13 protein-coding genes are annotated in these 17,692 nt (G+C 67.3%); 7 read left to right on the forward strand and 6 right to left on the reverse strand.

Annotated features, from left to right (window positions below; all coding sequences use genetic code 11):
* Positions 1 to 125: 125 nt before the first annotated feature.
* From NFE57_RS09615 to NFE57_RS09635, 5 genes are all read left to right on the forward strand, one after another.
* Complete coding sequence (locus NFE57_RS09615) at positions 126 to 2,870, forward strand: TonB-dependent receptor (protein ID WP_252135357.1); 2,745 nt, start codon at positions 126 to 128, stop codon at positions 2,868 to 2,870.
* Between the two features lie 146 nt (positions 2,871 to 3,016).
* Positions 3,017 to 5,263 carry a family 20 glycosylhydrolase gene (locus NFE57_RS09620; protein ID WP_252135358.1) on the forward strand — a complete coding sequence of 749 codons (2,247 nt, stop codon included), beginning with the start codon at positions 3,017 to 3,019 and terminating at the stop codon, positions 5,261 to 5,263.
* A complete protein-coding gene (ptsP, locus tag NFE57_RS09625; RefSeq protein WP_252135359.1) occupies positions 5,260 to 7,725 on the forward strand; it encodes a phosphoenolpyruvate--protein phosphotransferase in 2,466 nt (821 codons plus the stop codon). Before NFE57_RS09620 ends, ptsP begins: the two co-directional genes overlap by 4 nt.
* The gene (gene nagE / locus NFE57_RS09630) at positions 7,722 to 9,425 is read left to right on the forward strand and encodes an N-acetylglucosamine-specific PTS transporter subunit IIBC (RefSeq protein ID WP_252135360.1); all 1,704 of its coding nucleotides are present in this window, start codon (positions 7,722 to 7,724) and stop codon (positions 9,423 to 9,425) included. The genes ptsP and nagE overlap by 4 nt, the downstream gene beginning before the upstream one ends.
* Positions 9,426 to 9,513: 88 nt before the next feature.
* Positions 9,514 to 9,969: a hypothetical protein gene (locus NFE57_RS09635; protein ID WP_252135361.1), complete on the forward strand. Its 456-nt coding sequence runs from the start codon at positions 9,514 to 9,516 to the stop codon at positions 9,967 to 9,969.
* 57 nt (positions 9,970 to 10,026) lie between these two features.
* On the opposite strand, the gene galE is transcribed toward NFE57_RS09635, so the two are convergent.
* Positions 10,027 to 11,013, reverse strand: coding sequence for a UDP-glucose 4-epimerase GalE (gene galE / locus NFE57_RS09640; RefSeq protein WP_252135362.1), 987 nt, complete (start codon positions 11,011 to 11,013; stop codon positions 10,027 to 10,029).
* 59 nt (positions 11,014 to 11,072) lie between these two features.
* Here galE and msrA point away from each other — a divergent pair, with 59 nt between their 5' ends.
* Positions 11,073 to 11,618 carry a peptide-methionine (S)-S-oxide reductase MsrA gene (gene msrA / locus NFE57_RS09645; protein WP_252135363.1) on the forward strand — a complete coding sequence of 182 codons (546 nt, stop codon included), beginning with the start codon at positions 11,073 to 11,075 and terminating at the stop codon, positions 11,616 to 11,618.
* A 60-nt stretch (positions 11,619 to 11,678) separates the two neighbouring features.
* Here msrA and aqpZ read toward each other — a convergent pair whose 3' ends face one another.
* On the reverse strand, positions 11,679 to 12,410 hold the full coding sequence (aqpZ, locus tag NFE57_RS09650) for an aquaporin Z (protein WP_252135364.1): 732 nt from the start codon (positions 12,408 to 12,410) through the stop codon (positions 11,679 to 11,681).
* A 79-nt stretch (positions 12,411 to 12,489) separates the two neighbouring features.
* Positions 12,490 to 13,473 carry an L-threonylcarbamoyladenylate synthase gene (locus NFE57_RS09655; protein WP_252135365.1) on the reverse strand — a complete coding sequence of 328 codons (984 nt, stop codon included), beginning with the start codon at positions 13,471 to 13,473 and terminating at the stop codon, positions 12,490 to 12,492.
* Positions 13,474 to 13,516: 43 nt separating this feature from the next.
* Between NFE57_RS09655 and NFE57_RS09660 the strand changes: the two genes are divergently transcribed.
* On the forward strand, positions 13,517 to 15,211 hold the full coding sequence (locus tag NFE57_RS09660; protein WP_252135366.1) for an acyl-CoA dehydrogenase family protein: 1,695 nt from the start codon (positions 13,517 to 13,519) through the stop codon (positions 15,209 to 15,211).
* A gap of 3 nt (positions 15,212 to 15,214) precedes the next feature.
* On the opposite strand, the gene NFE57_RS09665 is transcribed toward NFE57_RS09660, so the two are convergent.
* The 3 genes from NFE57_RS09665 to NFE57_RS09675 all read right to left on the reverse strand — a co-directional run bounded on the left by NFE57_RS09665 (position 15,215) and on the right by NFE57_RS09675 (position 17,666).
* Positions 15,215 to 15,541, reverse strand: coding sequence for a Rap1a/Tai family immunity protein (locus NFE57_RS09665; protein WP_252135443.1), 327 nt, complete (start codon positions 15,539 to 15,541; stop codon positions 15,215 to 15,217).
* Positions 15,542 to 15,639: 98 nt separating this feature from the next.
* The gene (hutC, locus tag NFE57_RS09670) at positions 15,640 to 16,329 is read right to left on the reverse strand and encodes a histidine utilization transcriptional repressor HutC (RefSeq protein WP_252135367.1); all 690 of its coding nucleotides are present in this window, start codon (positions 16,327 to 16,329) and stop codon (positions 15,640 to 15,642) included.
* Positions 16,326 to 17,666 (reverse strand): formimidoylglutamate deiminase, encoded by a 1,341-nt coding sequence (locus NFE57_RS09675; RefSeq protein ID WP_252135368.1) that lies wholly within the window; start codon positions 17,664 to 17,666, stop codon positions 16,326 to 16,328. Before NFE57_RS09675 ends, hutC begins: the two co-directional genes overlap by 4 nt.
* Between the last annotated feature and the right edge of the window lie 26 nt (positions 17,667 to 17,692).

Below are 17,692 nucleotides of genomic sequence, written 5' to 3' on the forward strand. Positions count from 1 at the left end.
CGCGCCTTATGAGGGGGCAGAAGGCCGATCAGAGCCCGAAGGCGCCGAAGTGCGTGGGTTCATCGACAAGGTTGGTCGTATTTTGGTCCTGTCCATTGGGCGGGGCCGGAGAAGGGGGAGAGGACATGTTGCACACCAGCAGGATGATGTTCGCCGGCACCGTGAGCGCGCTCGCGCTCGGTATGGCCGCGCCAGCCTATGCGCAGGACACGACCGGCGCCGCGACCGCCAACCAGGGCGATGCACCGGGCGAGATCGTCGTCACCGGCATCCGCGCCTCACTGGAGGCCGCGATCGACGCCAAGCGCAACGCCAATGCGATCGTCGATTCGGTATCGGCCGAAGACGTCGGCAAATTCCCCAACACCAACGTCGCCGAGGCGCTGACGCTGGTGCCCGGCGTCACCGTCGATCGGGCGTTCGGCCAGGGCGAGAAGGTCTCGATCCTCGGCACCGATCCTGCGCTCAACCGCACCTTGCTCAACGGGCAGACGGTCGCGTCGGCCGATTGGTTCATTCTCGATTCGCCGGGGCGCACCTTCAACTACGCGTTGCTCGCACCGCAGCTCGTCAACCGCGTCGATGTCTACAAGTCGCCCGAGGCGCGGATCGACGAGGGCTCGATCGGCGGCACCGTCAACGTCGTCACACGCAAACCGCTCGATCTCGATCCGTTCACGGCGGCGGCGGCGGTCGGCTATCTCTACAACGACCGCTCGAAAAAGGGCGATCTGCAAGGCTCGGCGCTGCTGAGCTGGCGCAACGAGGCCGGGACGATCGGCCTGCTCGCGTCGTTCCAGCGCGCCAAGGATCGGCTGCGCCGCGACGGGCTCGAAAGCTATGGCACGATCACCGCCGATTTCTGGGATGGCAAGAACGACGCCAAGGCCGGCTCACGGCCGCAGGACGCCTATCCCGTTCCCACGAATCCTGCTGATACGAGAATATCGGGGTCGGGCAATTGCACCGATGCTTGCGCGTCGACGCTCGCTGCCAATCCCGGCGCGCGTTTCCCCAATGCGTTCGGCACCAGCTATTTCGAGCAGGAGCGCGAACGGCTGACCTATTCGGCGACCGCGCAGTGGAAGCCGGTCAGCCAGCTGACGCTCACCGCCGACTGGCTCAGGATCGACGCCGATTACAACAATTTCAACCAGTCGCTATATGCGTTCCCCGGCAATACCTGGAACAGCGCCAACAAGCTAACCGGGCTCAATGTCGAGGATGGCATTGTTACCAGTGCCAGCTTCACCAACGCGCTGTCGGTGTTCGATGCGCAATATCGCATCGCCTCGATGCATTCGGAGACATGGCACGGCCAGGCCGAGTGGGAAGACGATCGCTGGGCGCTCAACGTCGAGGGCGGCAGTTCGAAGGCCGATGGCGGCAGCAAGCACCAGGTGTTTCTCGAATTCCTCAACTGGTCCGATTACACGGTCGATATCGGCGGCGCCCCCAAGGCGCCCGGCACGATCAGCTATCCCGGCGACGTGCTCGGCAACCCGGCCGCGTTCGCGACCGATCCGGGTTGGAGCGGCAATCTCGTCGACAAGCCGACGCGCGACAAGGAACGCTATGGGCAGGCCGATCTGACGCTCAAGTTCGACGGCAGCCTCAAGAGCATCCAGCTCGGCTACAAATATCGCGACCATCAAACCAGCCAGGCCTATGCGGGCGTCACCGTCGCCGGGGTCAGCGCGCCAGCGTCGCTGTTCGATCCGAGCGGGGCGGGCAGCAATTATCTCAACGGCTTCGACGGTGTGAACGATCAGATGACCGGGCGATTCAAAATCGATGGCGGTGCGATGGTCGATTATGTCGAGGGCGGGGACTGGCTCGCGCCCGGCGCGGCGTTCCCGGTGCCGTCGATGTTCGCCGCGGCCGAATTCACCGCGGGCAATTGGGACGTGAAGGAGAAGATCCACGCGGCCTATGCACAGGTCAATTTCGAACAGGGCGCGCTGCGCGGCAATGTCGGCGCGCGCTATGTCGATACCAAGAGCGCCAGCGCGGGCTTTGTCTGCAATCCCGGCGCGCCGTGCAATTCGGAACCCGACTGGACCTGGCAGACCACGTCGAAACATTATTCGAACGTGCTGCCGAGCGTGAACGTCGCGATCAACCTCCAGCCCGATCTGATCGTCCGCTTCGCTGCCGCGCAGGTGATCGCGCGGCCGAACTATGCCGACATGACCAATTATTTCTGGCTGTCGGATCAGATCCTCACCGGCGGCGGCGGCAACCCCAATCTCGATCCGTACGAATCGAGCAATTACAACGCCTCGCTCGAATGGTATTTGGCGCCGCGCGCGATCCTGGCAGCGGAGGTGTTCTACAAGGATGTCGGTAATTACATCCTTCAGAAGACCGCGCCCGAGGATTATTTCAATCAGTCGCAAAACATGGTGACGACCTATCAGATCAGTCGCCCGTACAATGCGGGATCGGCCAAGGTGAAGGGTTTCGCGATCGCCTATCAGCAGAGCCTGCCGATGGGCTTCGGCGTGCTCGCCAATTACACCTATTCGGACGGCAGCGGCCAGAACGGCGCCGACCTGCCGTTCAATTCGCGGCATCAGGCGAGCCTCAGCCCGTTCTTCGAAAGTGGCCCGGTGGCGGTACGCGGCACCTATACGTGGCGGTCGAAATATTTCACCGGCATCGATCGCGGCGACCAGATGTACGTTCGCGACAGCGCCAATCTCGACGTGTCGGCAACGTATAATTTTACCCGCAACGTCGGGCTGACGCTGTCGGGCATGAACCTCACCGACAGCCAATATTATGCCTATGCCAACACCCCGCGGCTGCCGCGCGGGGTGTACAAAAGCGGGCGCAAGTTCATGGCCACGGTCAATTTCAACTTCTGATCGTGCAGCGGCGGCGGCGTGTACCATCACGCCGCCGCCCGTCATCGCCGGGCCGGTCCACCGCGGGCCGGTACTTGGCATTAGCGGCGCCCGGCGCTTTCGCGGTATGGCGTCGATCGGCATGTCCGCTTGAAGGGGTTTCCCAGATGCGTACCATATTCGCCGCGGCCGCGCTGTCGCTGATCCTGCCGGCGGCGGGGCACACCCAATCGAGCCTGCCGCTGCTGCCGATGCCTGCCAGCGTGACGCCGCAAAACGGTTTTTTCACGGTGGCGGGGGCCGGGATTGCGGTGGTTGATGACGGCAGTCTCGCGGCGGCCGGGCGCCTGCGCTCGCTGGTCGAGCGCACCGGCGGGCCGGATCTGGCGTTGACCCGAACCGGGCGTATCCGCTTCGCGCGCGATCCCGCCATCAAGGGTGCCGAAGCCTATCGACTGGTGGTCACCCCCACCAGTGCCACCATCTCGGCCTCCACCGACGCGGGGCTCTTTTACGGCGCGGAAACGCTGTGGCAGTTGATCGCCGCGAGCAAGGACGGCCGGATCGCCGCGGTTACGATCGACGACACGCCCGCCTTCGCCTGGCGCGGCGTGATGCTCGATTCGGCGCGCCACTTCCAGCCGCCCGCCTATATTATGGCGCTGATCGACCGCATGGCGATGGCCAAGCTCAACACGCTCCACTGGCACTTAACCGACGATCAGGCGTGGCGGATCGAGATCGATCGCTATCCCAAGCTCACCGAGGTCGGCGCGTGGCGGCAACCCGCGGGCGCGGCGGGGGTGGATGCCGCGGGCAATCCGGTGCGCTACGGCGGCTTCTACACCAAGGCCGAGATCCGCGACATCGTCGCTTATGCCACGCAGCACCACATCACGATCGTCCCCGAAATCGAGATGCCCGGCCACGCGACCGCGCCGATCGCCGCCTATCCCACGCTTGCCTCGACCTCCAACCCGCCCACGGCGCCAAGCCACGACTGGGGCATCTTGCCCAACCTCTACAATGCCGATGACGCCACCTTCACGTTTCTGAAACATGTCCTCGATGAAGTGATGGCGCTGTTTCCGGGGCGCTATATCCATGTCGGCGGTGACGAGGCGGTCAAGGGTCAGTGGAAGGCCAATCCCGCGATCCAGGCGAAAATCACGGCGCTCGGGCTCAAGGACGAGAACGCGCTCCAGGGCTGGTTCACCGCCCGGATCGGGGCGTATCTCGCGAAGCACGATCGCAAGCTGATCGGCTGGGACGAAATCCTCGACGGCGCGGTGCCTGCCGACGCCACGGTGATGTCGTGGCGCGGGATCGACGGCGCGATCACCGCCGCCAGGGCCGGACACGATACCGTGCTCTCGCCGGCGCCGACGCTGTATTTCAACTATCGGCAGAGCGTGTCGCCCGACGAACCCGGTGGCCCCGGCGAACTGGTCGACTGGCGCAAGCTCTACGCCTTCGATCCGGCGCCCGCCGCGCTGACGCCTGCCGAGCGCAAGCATATCCTCGGGCTTCAGGGCAATCTGTGGACCGAGCATCTCAGCACCACTGCTTATGCCGATCGCATGATGTGGCCGCGCGCCGCGATTCTGGCCGACATGGCCTGGTCCAGCGCGCCGCGCGACTGGGACGGGCTGTCGGATCGGCTGGTCGCCGCGTTCGGCCGCTGGCAGCGCATGGGGCTTGCCTACAACGTCACACCGCTGGTCCCGCTCGCCCGCTTTGCCGGCCGGGGCGATGCGATCGAGGTGGTGCTGGATCAGCCGGCTGGGATCGGTACGGTGCGAGTCACCACCGACGGTAGCGCGCCGACGGCGACGTCGTCCGCCTATACCGTCCCGCTGAAGCTTGCGTACGGCACGATCGTGCGTGCGCAAAGCTTTGCCGGCGATGTCGCGCTGGGCGATGAAATGCGCTGGGCGGTGACGCCCGATGTGCTGCGCACGCGCGCCGCCGCCGAAATGGATCTATGCTCCAACGCGATTCCTCTGCGGCTTGAGGATGACGGCGTGACCGATGGCGTCCGCCGCATCCACTGGGTCGATATCATGAAGCCGTGTTGGATCTGGAAAGACGCGCCGCTCGATGGTGCGACGCGGATCACCGCCGAGGTGGGGCAGATGCCGTTCAACTTCGCGATCGGTGACGACATCAAGCACATCACCCACGAAGCCCCCGCAACACCGGCGGGCGAATTCAAGGTGCGGCGCGATTCCTGCGACGGCCCGGTGATCGCCACCGTGCCGCTCACCGCCGCCCTCGCCAGCGCTGGCGTCACCACGGTGTCGGGCAGTATCGCGCCGCAACCGGGGACGCACGATCTGTGCCTCACCTTCGCGCAAACCGGGATCGATCCCTATTGGGTGCTCGATCGGCTGACGCTGGGCGCGCCCGAATGATCCCAATCGCGAGCCCGCTCGCCGGCTGGGTGACGCCGCTTGCCGAGGTTCCCGATCCCGTCTTTGCCGATCGCATGCTGGGCGACGGGGTGGCGATCGACCCGATCGACGGGCGGCTGGTCGCACCCGGCAATGGCGTGATCGACAGCGTCCATCCGGCGGGCCATGCGGTGACGATCACGCTCGATACAGGGCCGGTGCTGCTGCTCCATATCGGGCTCGATACGGTCGGGCTCGATGGCGATGGCTTTACCCCCGCCGTGCATGCGGGCGATCGCGTGGCGACGGGCGATCTGCTGGTCACGATCGATCTCGACGCCGTGGGGCGGCGCGCGCGCAGTCTGGTGACGCCGGTGATCGTCACCAATAATGACGCCTTCGTGCTCACCGCCTTGTCCGAGCCCCGGCTGATCGCGGCGGGCCAGGCGCTTTACGAGCTTCGTGCTGTTGCCCCCGCCTCGACGGTCGCGTCTGATGTCGTGGCGATCGCCGAGCGTACGCTGCGGTTGCCGCTTGCGCATGGGCTTCACGCCCGGCCCGCCGCGCGCGTCGCCAAACTGGCTGGTGCGCACGAGGCGGTCGAACTGATCGCCGCCGATGGCCGGACCGCCTCAACGCGAAGCGCGGTCGCGATGCTCGCGCTCGCGCTCCGCCATGGCGATACGGTTACGGTGCGCGGGGCGGAAGCGGGGGTGGCGGCGATCGCCGATCTGCTCGAAACCGGGATGGACGAATATCGCGCGGTGGCGCCTGCCGCGCCCGCACCGGCGCCCGTGCCCGCGATGGTGCTGCCCGATCGGCTGACCGGCGTGGTCGCGGTGCCCGGCATGGCGATCGGCCGCGCCTACCGATGGCGCGATACCGCGCTTGCCGCCGCCGAAGCCGGGGAAGGCCCCGCGCTCGAACGGCAGGCGCTGGCCGCCGCGCGGTTCAAGGTACGCGCGGCGCTCCATGCCGCTGCGCTCGGCAAGGGCGACGGCGCCAGCGTCGCGGCGGCGCATCTCGCCTTTCTCGACGACCCAGAGGTCGAGGCGGCGGCCGAGCGTGCGATCACTGCCGGCAAAAGCGCGGGCTTCGCATGGCGTGCGGCGATCGAGGGCTTTATCGCGCCGCTGCGCGCGGCGGGCGATCGCCGCTTCGTCGAACGGATCGACGATCTGCGTGATCTCGAACGCCGCGTGCGCGCGGCGCTGGCGGGCGAGGAAGCGCCCGCATCTGCCTTGCCCGAGGGCGCGATTCTCGTCGCGGACGAACTCTTTCCCTCGCAATTGCTCGCACTCGAGACGCGCCCGGCGGCCATCGCGCTCGCGCAGGGCGGCGCGACCTCGCATGTCGCGATCATCGCCGCGGGGATGGGCGTGCCCATGCTCACCGGGCTTGGCCCGGCGCTCGCACTGGTCGAGGACGGCGTCGATCTGATCCTGGCCGATGGCACGCTGACGATCGCGCCCGCTGCCGCGGTGATCGCGGATGCGCGCACAGCCGTGATGGTGCGTGCGGCGCGGCGCAAGGCAGCCGAGGCGCGCGCGCATGACCCGGCGATGACGCGCGACAACGTTCGAATCGAGGTGGTCGCCAATCTCGGTTCGGCCGCCGATGCGCGCGCGGCAGTGGCGGCAGGCGCCGAGGGATGCGGGCTGTTGCGCACCGAATTCCTGTTCCTCGATCGCGCCGCGCCGCCCGACGAGGCCGAACAGCGCGCGGCGTATCAGGCCATCGCCGACGCGCTGGGCCCGCGCCCGCTGATCGTGCGCACGCTCGATATCGGTGCCGACAAGCCCGCGCCGTGGCTCGCATTCGCGGCCGAGGAAAATCCGGCGCTCGGGCTGCGCGGCATCCGCCTCCAGCTGGCGCGCACCGATCTGCTCGAGACGCAGTTTCGCGCCTTGCTCGGTGTGGCGCATCAGGGCGCGCTCAGCATCATGCTGCCGATGGTCGCCGATCGGGCCGAACTGGGCGCGGCACGCGCGTTGCTGGGGCGGCTTGCCGGGGAAGCCGGCGTCGCCGCGCCCGCGCTCGGCATCATGGTCGAAACACCCGCTGCCGCGCTGTTCGCCGCAAGCCTTGCCGAAGATGCCGCTTTTTTCTCGGTCGGCAGCAACGATCTCAGTCAATATACGCTCGCGCGCGATCGCACCAATCCGGCGGTGGCCGCGGGGCTCGACGGGCTCCATCCCGCGGTGCTGCGGCTGATCGACGAGACGGTGCGCGGCGGCGCGATCCATGGCCGCTGGACCGGGGTGTGCGGCGGGCTGGCCGCCGAGCCCGAGGCGGTGCCGGTGCTGCTTGGGCTCGGTGTCATCGAATTGTCGGTGCCGCCCGCCACGATCGCCGAGATCAAGGCGCTGGTGCGCGGGCTCGACATGGGGCGCTGCCGCGATCTCGCGCGCGCCGCGTTGCTCGCGCCCGATGCCGGGGCGGTGCGCGCGCTCAGCCGATCGTTGATGGAGGATGCCGCATGAGGCTCTCGTTGCAAGCGCTCCAGCCGCTCGGCCGGGCGCTGATGCTGCCGATCGCGGTGCTGCCGGTGGCGGCGCTGCTGCTTCGGCTCGGCCAGCCCGATCTGTTCGACGTGCCTTTCGTCGCGGCGGCGGGGGCGGCGATCTTCGACAATCTGGGATTGCTGTTCGCGCTCGGCATCGGCGTCGGGCTCGCCAAGGACAATAATGGCGCGGCGGGGCTGGCCGGGATCGTCTGCTTCCTCGTCGCGACGCGCGGGAGCATGACCTTGCTCTCCGTCCCGCCCGAGGCGCTCGCCGGGCTGTCGGCCGATGCCAGCGCGCTTGCCGCCGAGGCGTGGCGGACCAAGGCGATCGCCAAGCTTTCGGTGCCGGTCGGGATTTTGTCGGGGCTGATCGCGGGGGCGTTCTATAATCGCTATGCGACGATCCGGCTGCCCGAATATCTCGCCTTTTTCGGTGGACGGCGGTTCGTACCGATCCTGTCGGGGGTGGCCGGGCTCGGGCTCGCTTTGGTGTTCGGCGGGCTCTACACGCCGATCGATGGGGGGATGGATTCGCTCTCGACGCTCGTGATCGGTTCGGGCGAGGTCGGGCTGTTCTTCTACGGGCTGCTCAACCGGCTGCTGATCGTCACCGGGCTGCACCATATCCTCAACAACCTCGCCTGGTTCCTCGTCGGCGATTTCCACGGCAGCACCGGTGATCTCAACCGCTTCTTCGCGGGCGATCCGAAGGCGGGGGCGTTCATGGCCGGGTTCTTCCCGGTGATGATGTTCGGCCTGCCCGCGGCGTGTCTCGCGATGTATCGCTCGGCCTTCCCCGAGCGGCGCAAGGCGGTGGGCGGGATGCTGCTGTCGATGGCGCTGACCGCGATCCTGACCGGGGTGACCGAGCCGATCGAGTTCAGCTTCATGTTCTTGGCACCGCTGCTTTATGCGCTCCACGCGGTGCTGACCGGGCTGGCGATGGCGCTGATGGACCTGCTCGGGATCAAACTCGGCTTCGGCTTTTCGGCGGGGCTGCTCGATTACGCGCTCAATTTTTCCAAGGCGACGCGGCCGCTGCTGCTGGTGCCCGTCGGGATCGTCTATTTCCTGCTCTATTACGGCGTGTTCCGGTTCGCGATCCTCCGTTTCAATCTCAAGACCCCCGGCCGCGAGGATGAACCCGTGGGCGAGGAGATCGCGCCCGTCGCGGGATCGCGCGGCCCCGCCTTCGTCGCGGCGCTCGGTGGGGCAGCGAATCTTGCGAGCATCGACGCCTGCACCACGCGGCTCAGGCTGGTGGTCGCCGATCAGGGCGCGGTCGATGAGCCACGGCTACGCGCGCTGGGCGCCAAGGGGGTCGTGCGACCTTCGGCACAAGCGCTGCAAGTGGTGCTCGGCCCCGAAGCCGATCTGGTCGCAACCGAGATGCGCGCGGCAGCAGGGCCGCTCGGTGCCGCAGCGGTGATCGAGTCGCCCAGGGCCACGATTACGCCCATCGCCGACGTCACCGCTTGGCTGACTGCGCTCGGCGGCCGCGACAATCTCGCCGAGGTCACCGCCAATCCCAGCCGGCTGATGCTGCGGTTACGGGACGATGCAGTCGATGATGCAGGGCTGGCCGCGCTGGGCGTCCGCGCGGTGGCGCGCACCGAAGGCATGCTGCACCTGATCGTCCCCGACGCCGAACCGATCGGCCGCGCCCTCGCAGCGTGACTGGACATCGCAGGCCAGGTCGTGGACGTAATCGAAGCGGCAGAAGCGCCCACTTGCAGACATATCCAATCTCGATCAGTCTCGGGCCGTGAACATCCGATCCCTAGCTGCGCGCGCGGTCGCCATTGTGCTGATCGGCGGAGTAGCCGGTTGCGATCCGGGCGTTCACGTGGCGTGGAAGAAGGACTTTAGCGGCACTGTCGATTACGACTGCATTGAGCAGGCGCTGCGTGCCGTTGCGCCGGATGTGAGACGAGGATCGTATCAGTCGGATGGGAATGGGCCGCGTGGATTTGAGCGCGGGATCACCGTCACGCAGTTCAACTATTCCGATCCATCTCTATTGGGAGCCTACACTCTCGATGTCGGCGTGAAATCGAATGGCAGCACGCATTATTGGCATGAGTGGGGCAAGATTGGGACTAAGATACCTGTGGAAGAGCAGCGTCTGGTTGTTCCTCTCTTGGTGCGCGCGAACCGATCGGTAGAGCGACGATGCGGCCTATCGTTCGCCGGGACAGCACCGACGCTTGGGGACGGCTAGGTCCGCTCCCCCCAACAGCGGCCATCCCCATCGGTGAGCCTGCTGGTATCCTAAAATTTAGCCGCGCTCGGCGAGCGTGCGCTCCCAGGCGAGCGCATCGGTGACGATGCGATCGAGATCGGCATAACGCGGCCGCCAGGGCAGCGTTTCAAGGATGCGGCGGTTGTCCGAGACGAGCGCATCGGGGTCGCCCGCGCGGCGGCCTTCGATGCGGCGCTCGATCGTCACATTGGTCACCCGATCGACCGCGTCGAGCACCTCGAGCACCGAATAGCCGCGGCCATAGCCCGCGTTCATCGTCAGGTTGCGCGCCGGTTCGGCGATCAGCGCGGCGAGCGCATCGACATGCGCGGCGGCGAGATCGCTGACATGGATATAGTCGCGCACGCCGGTGCCGTCGGGGGTAGCGAAATCGCTGCCGAACACCGCGACATGCCCGCGCTTGCCCGTCGCCGCCTCGACCGCGACCTTGATCAAATGCGTCGCACCCGCGGTCGATTGACCCGATCGGCCTTCAGGGTCGGCGCCTGCGACGTTGAAATAGCGCAGCGCCGCATAATTGATCCGATGCGCGGCCGCGGTGTCCTTGAGCATGATCTCGGTCATCAGCTTGGACATGCCATAGGGATTGATCGGCCGGGTCGGGCTGTCCTCATGCACCGGCACGACCTCGGGGATGCCATAGGTCGCGGCGGTCGAGGAGAAGATGAAATGCTTCACCCCCGCGGTTACCGCGCTGTCGATCAGCGTCCGGCTCGCGGCGGTGTTGTTGCGATAATATTTGAGCGGATCGGCGACCGATTCGGGCACCACCACCGATCCGGCGAAATGCATGATCGCCTCGACCTCGTGCCCAGCGATGACATCGCGCACGCGGCTATCCTCGACCGCCATCTCGACGAACGCGGCGCGCGGGTCGATCGCCCAGGCGAAGCCGGTGACGAGGTTGTCGATCACGACCACGCGGTGCCCCGCATCGAGCAGCGCCAGCACCGCATGGCTGCCGATATAGCCCGCCCCGCCCGTCACCATCACGCTCGCCATCGGTTTTCCTTTGCGTTTCGCCATCCTATCTTGTCTCCCAAGAACGGAAGGAAAGAGCGATGGCAAGCGAAACGGCGATTCTGGCGGGTGGATGCTTCTGGTGCACCGAGGCGGTGTTCAACGACGTGATCGGCGTCGAAAATGTCGAAAGCGGCTATATGGGCGGCTCGACCGAGAACCCGACCTACAAGCAGGTGTGCAACGGCGATACCGGCCATGCCGAGGCGATCCGCATCACCTTCGACGCCGATTCCGTACGCTATGCCGATCTGCTCGATATTTTCTTCGCGACGCACGATCCGACCCAGCTCAACCGGCAGGGCAATGATGTCGGCACGCAATATCGCTCGACGATCTTCCCGCAGGATCAGATGCAGCATCACGCCGCGCTGGCCGCGATCGAACGCAATCAGGCGGAATGGCCGCAGCCGATCGTCACCACGATCGAGCTTGCCGACCGTTTCTGGCCGGCCGAGGACTATCATCAGGAATATTGGGAGGGCGAGGGCCAGCGCAATCCCTATTGCATCGCGCATATCCCGCCCAAGCTCCAGAAGCTGCGCAAGCGCTTCGCCGATCGCGCCAAGGAAAGCGCGCCCGCCTGAGAGTCGCGTATAGACGCCGTGATGGGGCGCCGGCACTTCGGCGCTCCCACCACGGATCGATCAGAGCGGTTCGCCCGTCACATCGGGGCGTTTGCCCGAATCGGCGCCAAGCGTCTTGTAGATGAGGCCGCCGAGCACGCCGCCGACGATCGGGGCCACCCAGAACAGCCACAATTGCTGCAATGCCCAGCCGCCCGCGATCAGTGCCGGGCCGGTGCTGCGCGCCGGGTTGACCGAGGTGTTGGTCACCGGGATGCAGATCAGGTGGATCAAGGTCAGCGACAGCCCGATCGCGATCGGCGCGAACCCGGCGGGCGCGCGGCTGTCGGTCGATCCCATGATGACGAGCACGAAGAACAGGGTCAACACGATCTCGAGCAACAGCCCCGACGTCAGCGAAAAGCTCTGCGGCGAATGCTCGCCGAAGCCGTTGGCCGCCAGCCCGTTGGTCGCCAGCGAATAATCGGCCTTGCCGCTGGCGATCAGATAGAGAAGCGCCGCCGCCGCGATCGCGCCGATGACCTGTGCCGCGACGTAAAGCGGAATGTCTTTCGCCGGAAAGCGGCCGCCGGCCCACAGGCCGATCGTCACCGCGGGGTTGAGGTGACAGCCCGAAATATGGCCGATCGTGTACGCCATCGTCAGCACCGTCAGCCCGAAGGCGAGCGCGACGCCCGCATAACCGATGCCGACACCGGGCACGCTGGCGGCCAACACCGCAGCACCGCAGCCCCCCAATACCAGCCAGAACGTCCCGATAAGTTCCGCTAGCCCCCGTTGTACGTTGGTCATGGCACCCTCCTGTCTCCCGCGTCTCGAAGCATGGCGGGATCGAGGCAGCCTAACCGTCGTTGCGCTGACGTAAAGACCGTTATCGGTGTGCGGCGCGGCGCAGCCGGTCGTTGATCGCGGCGCCGATGCCCGCAGTGGGCACGGGAGCGACCGCGATGCGGGGGCGGGGGGATGCGTCGGCGCGGTACAGCGCATCGAACAGCCGCGCCGCCGCCTCGATCGGATCGCCCGAGGCCGAGAGCGTGTCATCCCCGGCGATCGTGCCGAAACCGATCAGCCATTCGTCGGCAGCCGCGTCGATGGCGTTCAGCCGTACCGGCTTCGCGGGCGCATAATGGGTCGGAAGCTGCCCGGGCGCCTCGACTGCCGATCCCGGCGACGGCCGCTGTCCGGCATCGCTATCTTGCGTCACCGGGGGCTTTTCCTCGCCGGGGTGGTGACAGTGTCGGAGATCGATCTCGGCAATCGGCCCCGGACGAAGGATCGCCCCGTTCTTGACGATCGTCGATTCCAGCCCCGCCGCGGTCGGGCCGTCATCGACAATTAAGGGGATACGCCCATCGAGCGTGGCCAGCACATGCGCCGCGCGCGTCGGGCTGATGCGATTGCTGGCATTGGCCGATGGCGCGGCGAGCGGCTTGCCGGTCGCCTTGAGCAGTGCCTGCATCGCGCGGTGGCGTGGCACGCGCAGCGCGATCGTCGTCAACCCGGCGGTCACCAGCGCCGCGATTCCCGCATCGGGGCGCAGCGGGACGACCAGCGTCAGCGGTCCCGGCCAGAAAGCCTGTGCCAGTGCGCGTGCATCGGCGTCGAACATGCCGATTCGTTCGGCGGCGGCGAGATCGGGGACATGGACGATCAGCGGGTTGAAACTCGGCCGGCCCTTGGCAGCATAGATGCGCGCCACGGCAGCGGTGTTGGTCGCGTCCGCAGCGAGTCCGTAGACCGTCTCGGTCGGCACCGCGACCGGCTCGCCCGCTGCGATCAGCGCTGCCGCCTCGGCGATCGCGGCCGGGCCGTAGCGTAAGGTGCGCGTCGTGACGACGAAGTTTGGAGCGGTCATTTCGTCGCGCTATATCGCGGCGACGTCCAAGCACAAAGAGAGGATGCCGATGCCCTTCACGCCTGCGCTCGCCGATCAGCGCTTCGTGCTCGATCACATCGTCGACATCGCGGCGCTGGCCGATACGCCGCGCTTCGCCGGGGCCACCCCCGATACGATCGACGCGGTGCTCGACGGAATCGGCGCCTTCGCCGTGGGCGAATGGGCACCGCTCAACCGGCTGGGCGATACCGAGGGCGCACGCTGGACCCCCAATGGCGTGTGCATGCCCGATGGCTTCGCCGCCGCCTACAAAGCTTATGTCGAGGGCGGCTGGGGCACGATCGGCGTGCCCGAGGCGTGGGGTGGGCAGGCCTTGCCGTTCACGCTCCAGACCGCAGTGCTCGAAACGCTCGGCAGCGCCAACATGAGCTTCGCGCTCGCGCCGACGCTGACGGTGGGCGCGATCGAGGCGCTGCTCCATCACGGCACCCCGGCGCAGCAGGCGCTTTATCTCCCCAAGCTCGCGACCGGCGCATGGACGGGGACGATGAACCTCACCGAGTCGCAGGCGGGCTCGGATGTCGGGGCGCTCAAGGCGCGGGCGACGCCGCGCGGCGACGGCACCTGGTCGATTCAGGGCACCAAGATCTTCATCTCGTTCGGCGATCACGACATGGCCGACAATATCGTCCATCTCGTGCTGGCGCGCACGCCCGATGCGCCCGCGGGGACGCGCGGCATCTCGCTGTTTCTCGTTCCCAAATACCGGCCCGACGCCGACGGGAATCCGGGTGAGGTCAACGACGTGCGCGTGGTTTCGATCGAGCACAAGATGGGGCTGCACGGCTCGCCCACCTGCGTGCTCGCTTTTGGTGACGAGGGGAACTGCGTTGGCGAGCTGATCGGCGACGAGCTGGGTGGGATGGCGGCGATGTTCACGATGATGAACAACGCGCGGCTCAACGTCGGCTTGCAGGGCGTCCAGATCGCCGAGGCAGCGACGCAGCAGGCGGTCGCTTATGCGCGCGAGCGGATTCAGGGGCGGCGCGAGGGACATCCGGCGGCGATCATCCAATTCCCCGATGTCCGCCGGATGCTGATGCGGATGACCGCAGAGACGCAGGCCGCGCGCGCGTTGGTCTATTACGCCGCCGCGCAGGTCGATCGCGCCGCGCTTAGCGACGAGGGCGCGCGCGGGCGGCTCGAATTGCTTACCCCGCTCGCCAAGGCGCACGCGACCGAGATCGGCTGCGTCGTCACCAGCCTCGGCGTGCAGGTGCATGGCGGGATGGGCTATATCGAGGAGACCGGTGTCGCGCAGTATTTTCGCGAGGCACGGATCACGCCGATCTACGAAGGCACCAACGGTATCCAGGCCGCCGATCTGGTCGGCCGCAAGCTACCGATGGCGGGCGGTGCCGTGCTTGCCGCGCTGATCGCCGACATGCGCGCCGAAGCCGAGGCCCCGGCCCTGCGCGCGCTGATCGACGCGTGCGAGGCGACCGCGCAGACGTTGCTGGATGCGACCGACGACGATCGACTCGCGGGCAGCACGCCGTTCCTGACGATGCTGTCGGTCGCGGTGTGCGGGTGGCTGATGGAACGCAGTGGTCGTATGGCCGATGCGGCAGGCGATCCGGCGTTCAGCACGCTCAAGCGCGCGGCGGCGCGTTTCTATGTCGAGCAGATTGTGCCGGAGGCGTTGGGGCTCGTCGCGGCGGCGGTGGCGCCCGCGGAGGCGCTCTACCCGGTCTGACGTCTATACCGCCTGGCAGGGGAGCGCGGTGGCGATCGCCGCCTTCACCGCGCTCGCGGCCGATTCCGTGCGCCGTTCGGGATGCGCGGTGAGATAGGCGGTGACGAGTTCGGCGGCCTTTTGATTGGTGATAGCGGCGCGGCAGATCGTCTCGTCGCCGGTGCGCGCCTCGGTCAGGAACACGCCGTCGATCACCCCGGCGACGTACATCGAACATTGGCCGTTATTGGGTCGTGCACAGATCTCATAGAGCGTCTGCGCGGTAAAAAAGGCTGGAATCAGCGGCGGTTCCACCGGCGTCTGCGCGGCGGCGCCCAGCATCAGCAGCATGTTCAGCACGTGCATCTCCCATCGGGATCGACCCCTTCGGCTTGGACGAAATCGGAAGCGAATTCAAATCGGCAGCGGCGAGTGATGGCACGTCTCCGTCAGCTTGAAGGCTTGAATTCAGCGACGAGATCGTAGCGCGTGCCGGGAAAGACCTGGCGGACATAGGTGACGAGCGCACCGCGGCGCCATGTCCAGCGTTCGAGGCTGAGGCACGCCTCTCCCGCGGTGAGATCGAGCGCCGCTGCCGCGTCCGGATCGGCGCCAACCGCCGAAATGCGGTGGCGCGCGTCGCTCCACGGCACGTGCGCGAGCAGCCATGATCCGGGCGCGATGGCGGTGAAGTCCTGCGCCGCGGTCTCGGGCGCGGCATGGATCGCGATCCAGCGGCGTTCGAAGCCGAACGGGGCGCTGTCGGCCTGGTGAAGCCCGGTCACCGCGAGGATCGGGCCGACGCGGCCGATCTCGGGCACCTCGGCCCCGGCGTGGCGGCGCTGTTCGGTCAGCGCCCAGCGATACGCCTCGCCGCGCGCCTCGATCACCGCGCGCAGATCGGGCACGTCGAGCACCGCGGCGTGGATCGGCGGATGCGCGACGAAGCTTCCCGCGCGTCGGCGCCGCTCGATAAACCCGGCGCGCGCGAGCGCCCCCAGCGCCTTGCTGACGGTCGCGCGCGAGCAGCCATAGGTCTCGGTCAGTTCGTGCTCGAACGGGATGCGGTGCCCCGGCGGCCACGCCCCCGATCGGATGCGGGCTTCGATATCGGCCCGGATGCGCGCGTCGAGGCTCATGCGAGCAGCCGCGTGAGCGTCGTGCGGTAGCGCGCAGCCACGGCGTCGCGTGCAACGTGGCGACCGTCCACCACCACCTGTCGCCCCCCGCGCCAGACATGCTGGACGGCGTTGCGGCTGGCGAAGATCCAGCCGTCGAGCAGCGCATCGCTGCTGCGCCCGATCAGCGCGGGATCGTCGGCATCGAGCACCACCAGATCGGCGGGCGCGCCGACCGTGAGGCCGGTCGCGACTCCCAATGCTTGGGCGCCGCCTGCCAGCGCGCCGCCGAACAATCGCGCGCCGGCCGACGGCCGATTCTCGTCCGCCAGCACATTGCGTTGGCGCTGTATCAGCCGCTGGGCATATTCGATCGCGCGCAGTTCGTCGGCGGCGTTGATGCGGATGTTCGAATCGGTGCCGGTCGCAAACGCGCCGCCTGCCGCGAGATAGCGGACGGCGGGGAAGATGCCGTCGCCCAGATTGGCCTCGGTGACCGGGCACAGCCCCGCGACCGCGCCGCTCGCGGCGAGCGCGTCGCCTTCGGTATCGGTCAGGTGGGTCGCGTGGATGAGGCACCAGCACGCATCGACTCCCGCATTGGCGAGCAGCCATTCGACCGGTCGCGCGCCGGTCGCGGCGAGGCACGCTTCGACCTCCTTCACCTGCTCGGCGGCGTGGATATGGATCGGGCCGTCGCCCGCGAGCGGCAGGATCGCGGCCAGTTCGTCGGCGGTCACCGCGCGCAGCGAATGCGGGGCGATGCCGATAATGACGTCATCCGGCAGCAGCGCGCGCGACGCGTCGACCAGCCGCGCGAAGCCATCGATGTCGGACACGAACCGCCGTTGGCCCGGCGTCGGCGGCACGCCCCCGAAATCAGCGTGCGCGTAAAAGACCGGAAGCAAGGTCAATCCGACCCCCGTCTGGTCGGCGGCGGCGACAATGCTCGCGGCGGTCGCGGCGGGATCGGCATAACGGTGGCCATCGACATCGTTGTGGAGATAGTGAAACTCGCCGACGCGCGTGTAGCCGGTCTCAAGCATCTCGACATAAGCGAGCGCGGTGATCGCGGCGATGTCGTCGGGGGTCAGCCGGTCGAGAAAGGCGTACATCACGTCGCGCCAGCTCCAGAAATCGTCACCGGCGCGGCCGCGGCGTTCGGAAAGCCCCGCCATCCCCCGCTGGAAGCCATGGCTATGCACGTTGCACAGCCCCGGCACGCCGATCGCGTGCCGCACATCGCCGGGTTGCGCCGCGCCTACCTCGATCGACGCAATCCGGCCGTGCTGCACGCCCACCCGCACGCCGGTCGCCCAGCCGTCGGGAAGCAGCGCCGTCTCGAACCATAGATGCATACGCGTCGCCCTCGCCGATTATGTCT

Origin of the sequence: Hephaestia sp. MAHUQ-44, assembly GCF_023806085.1 — a bacterium.
Classification (GTDB): domain Bacteria; phylum Pseudomonadota; class Alphaproteobacteria; order Sphingomonadales; family Sphingomonadaceae; genus Sphingomonas.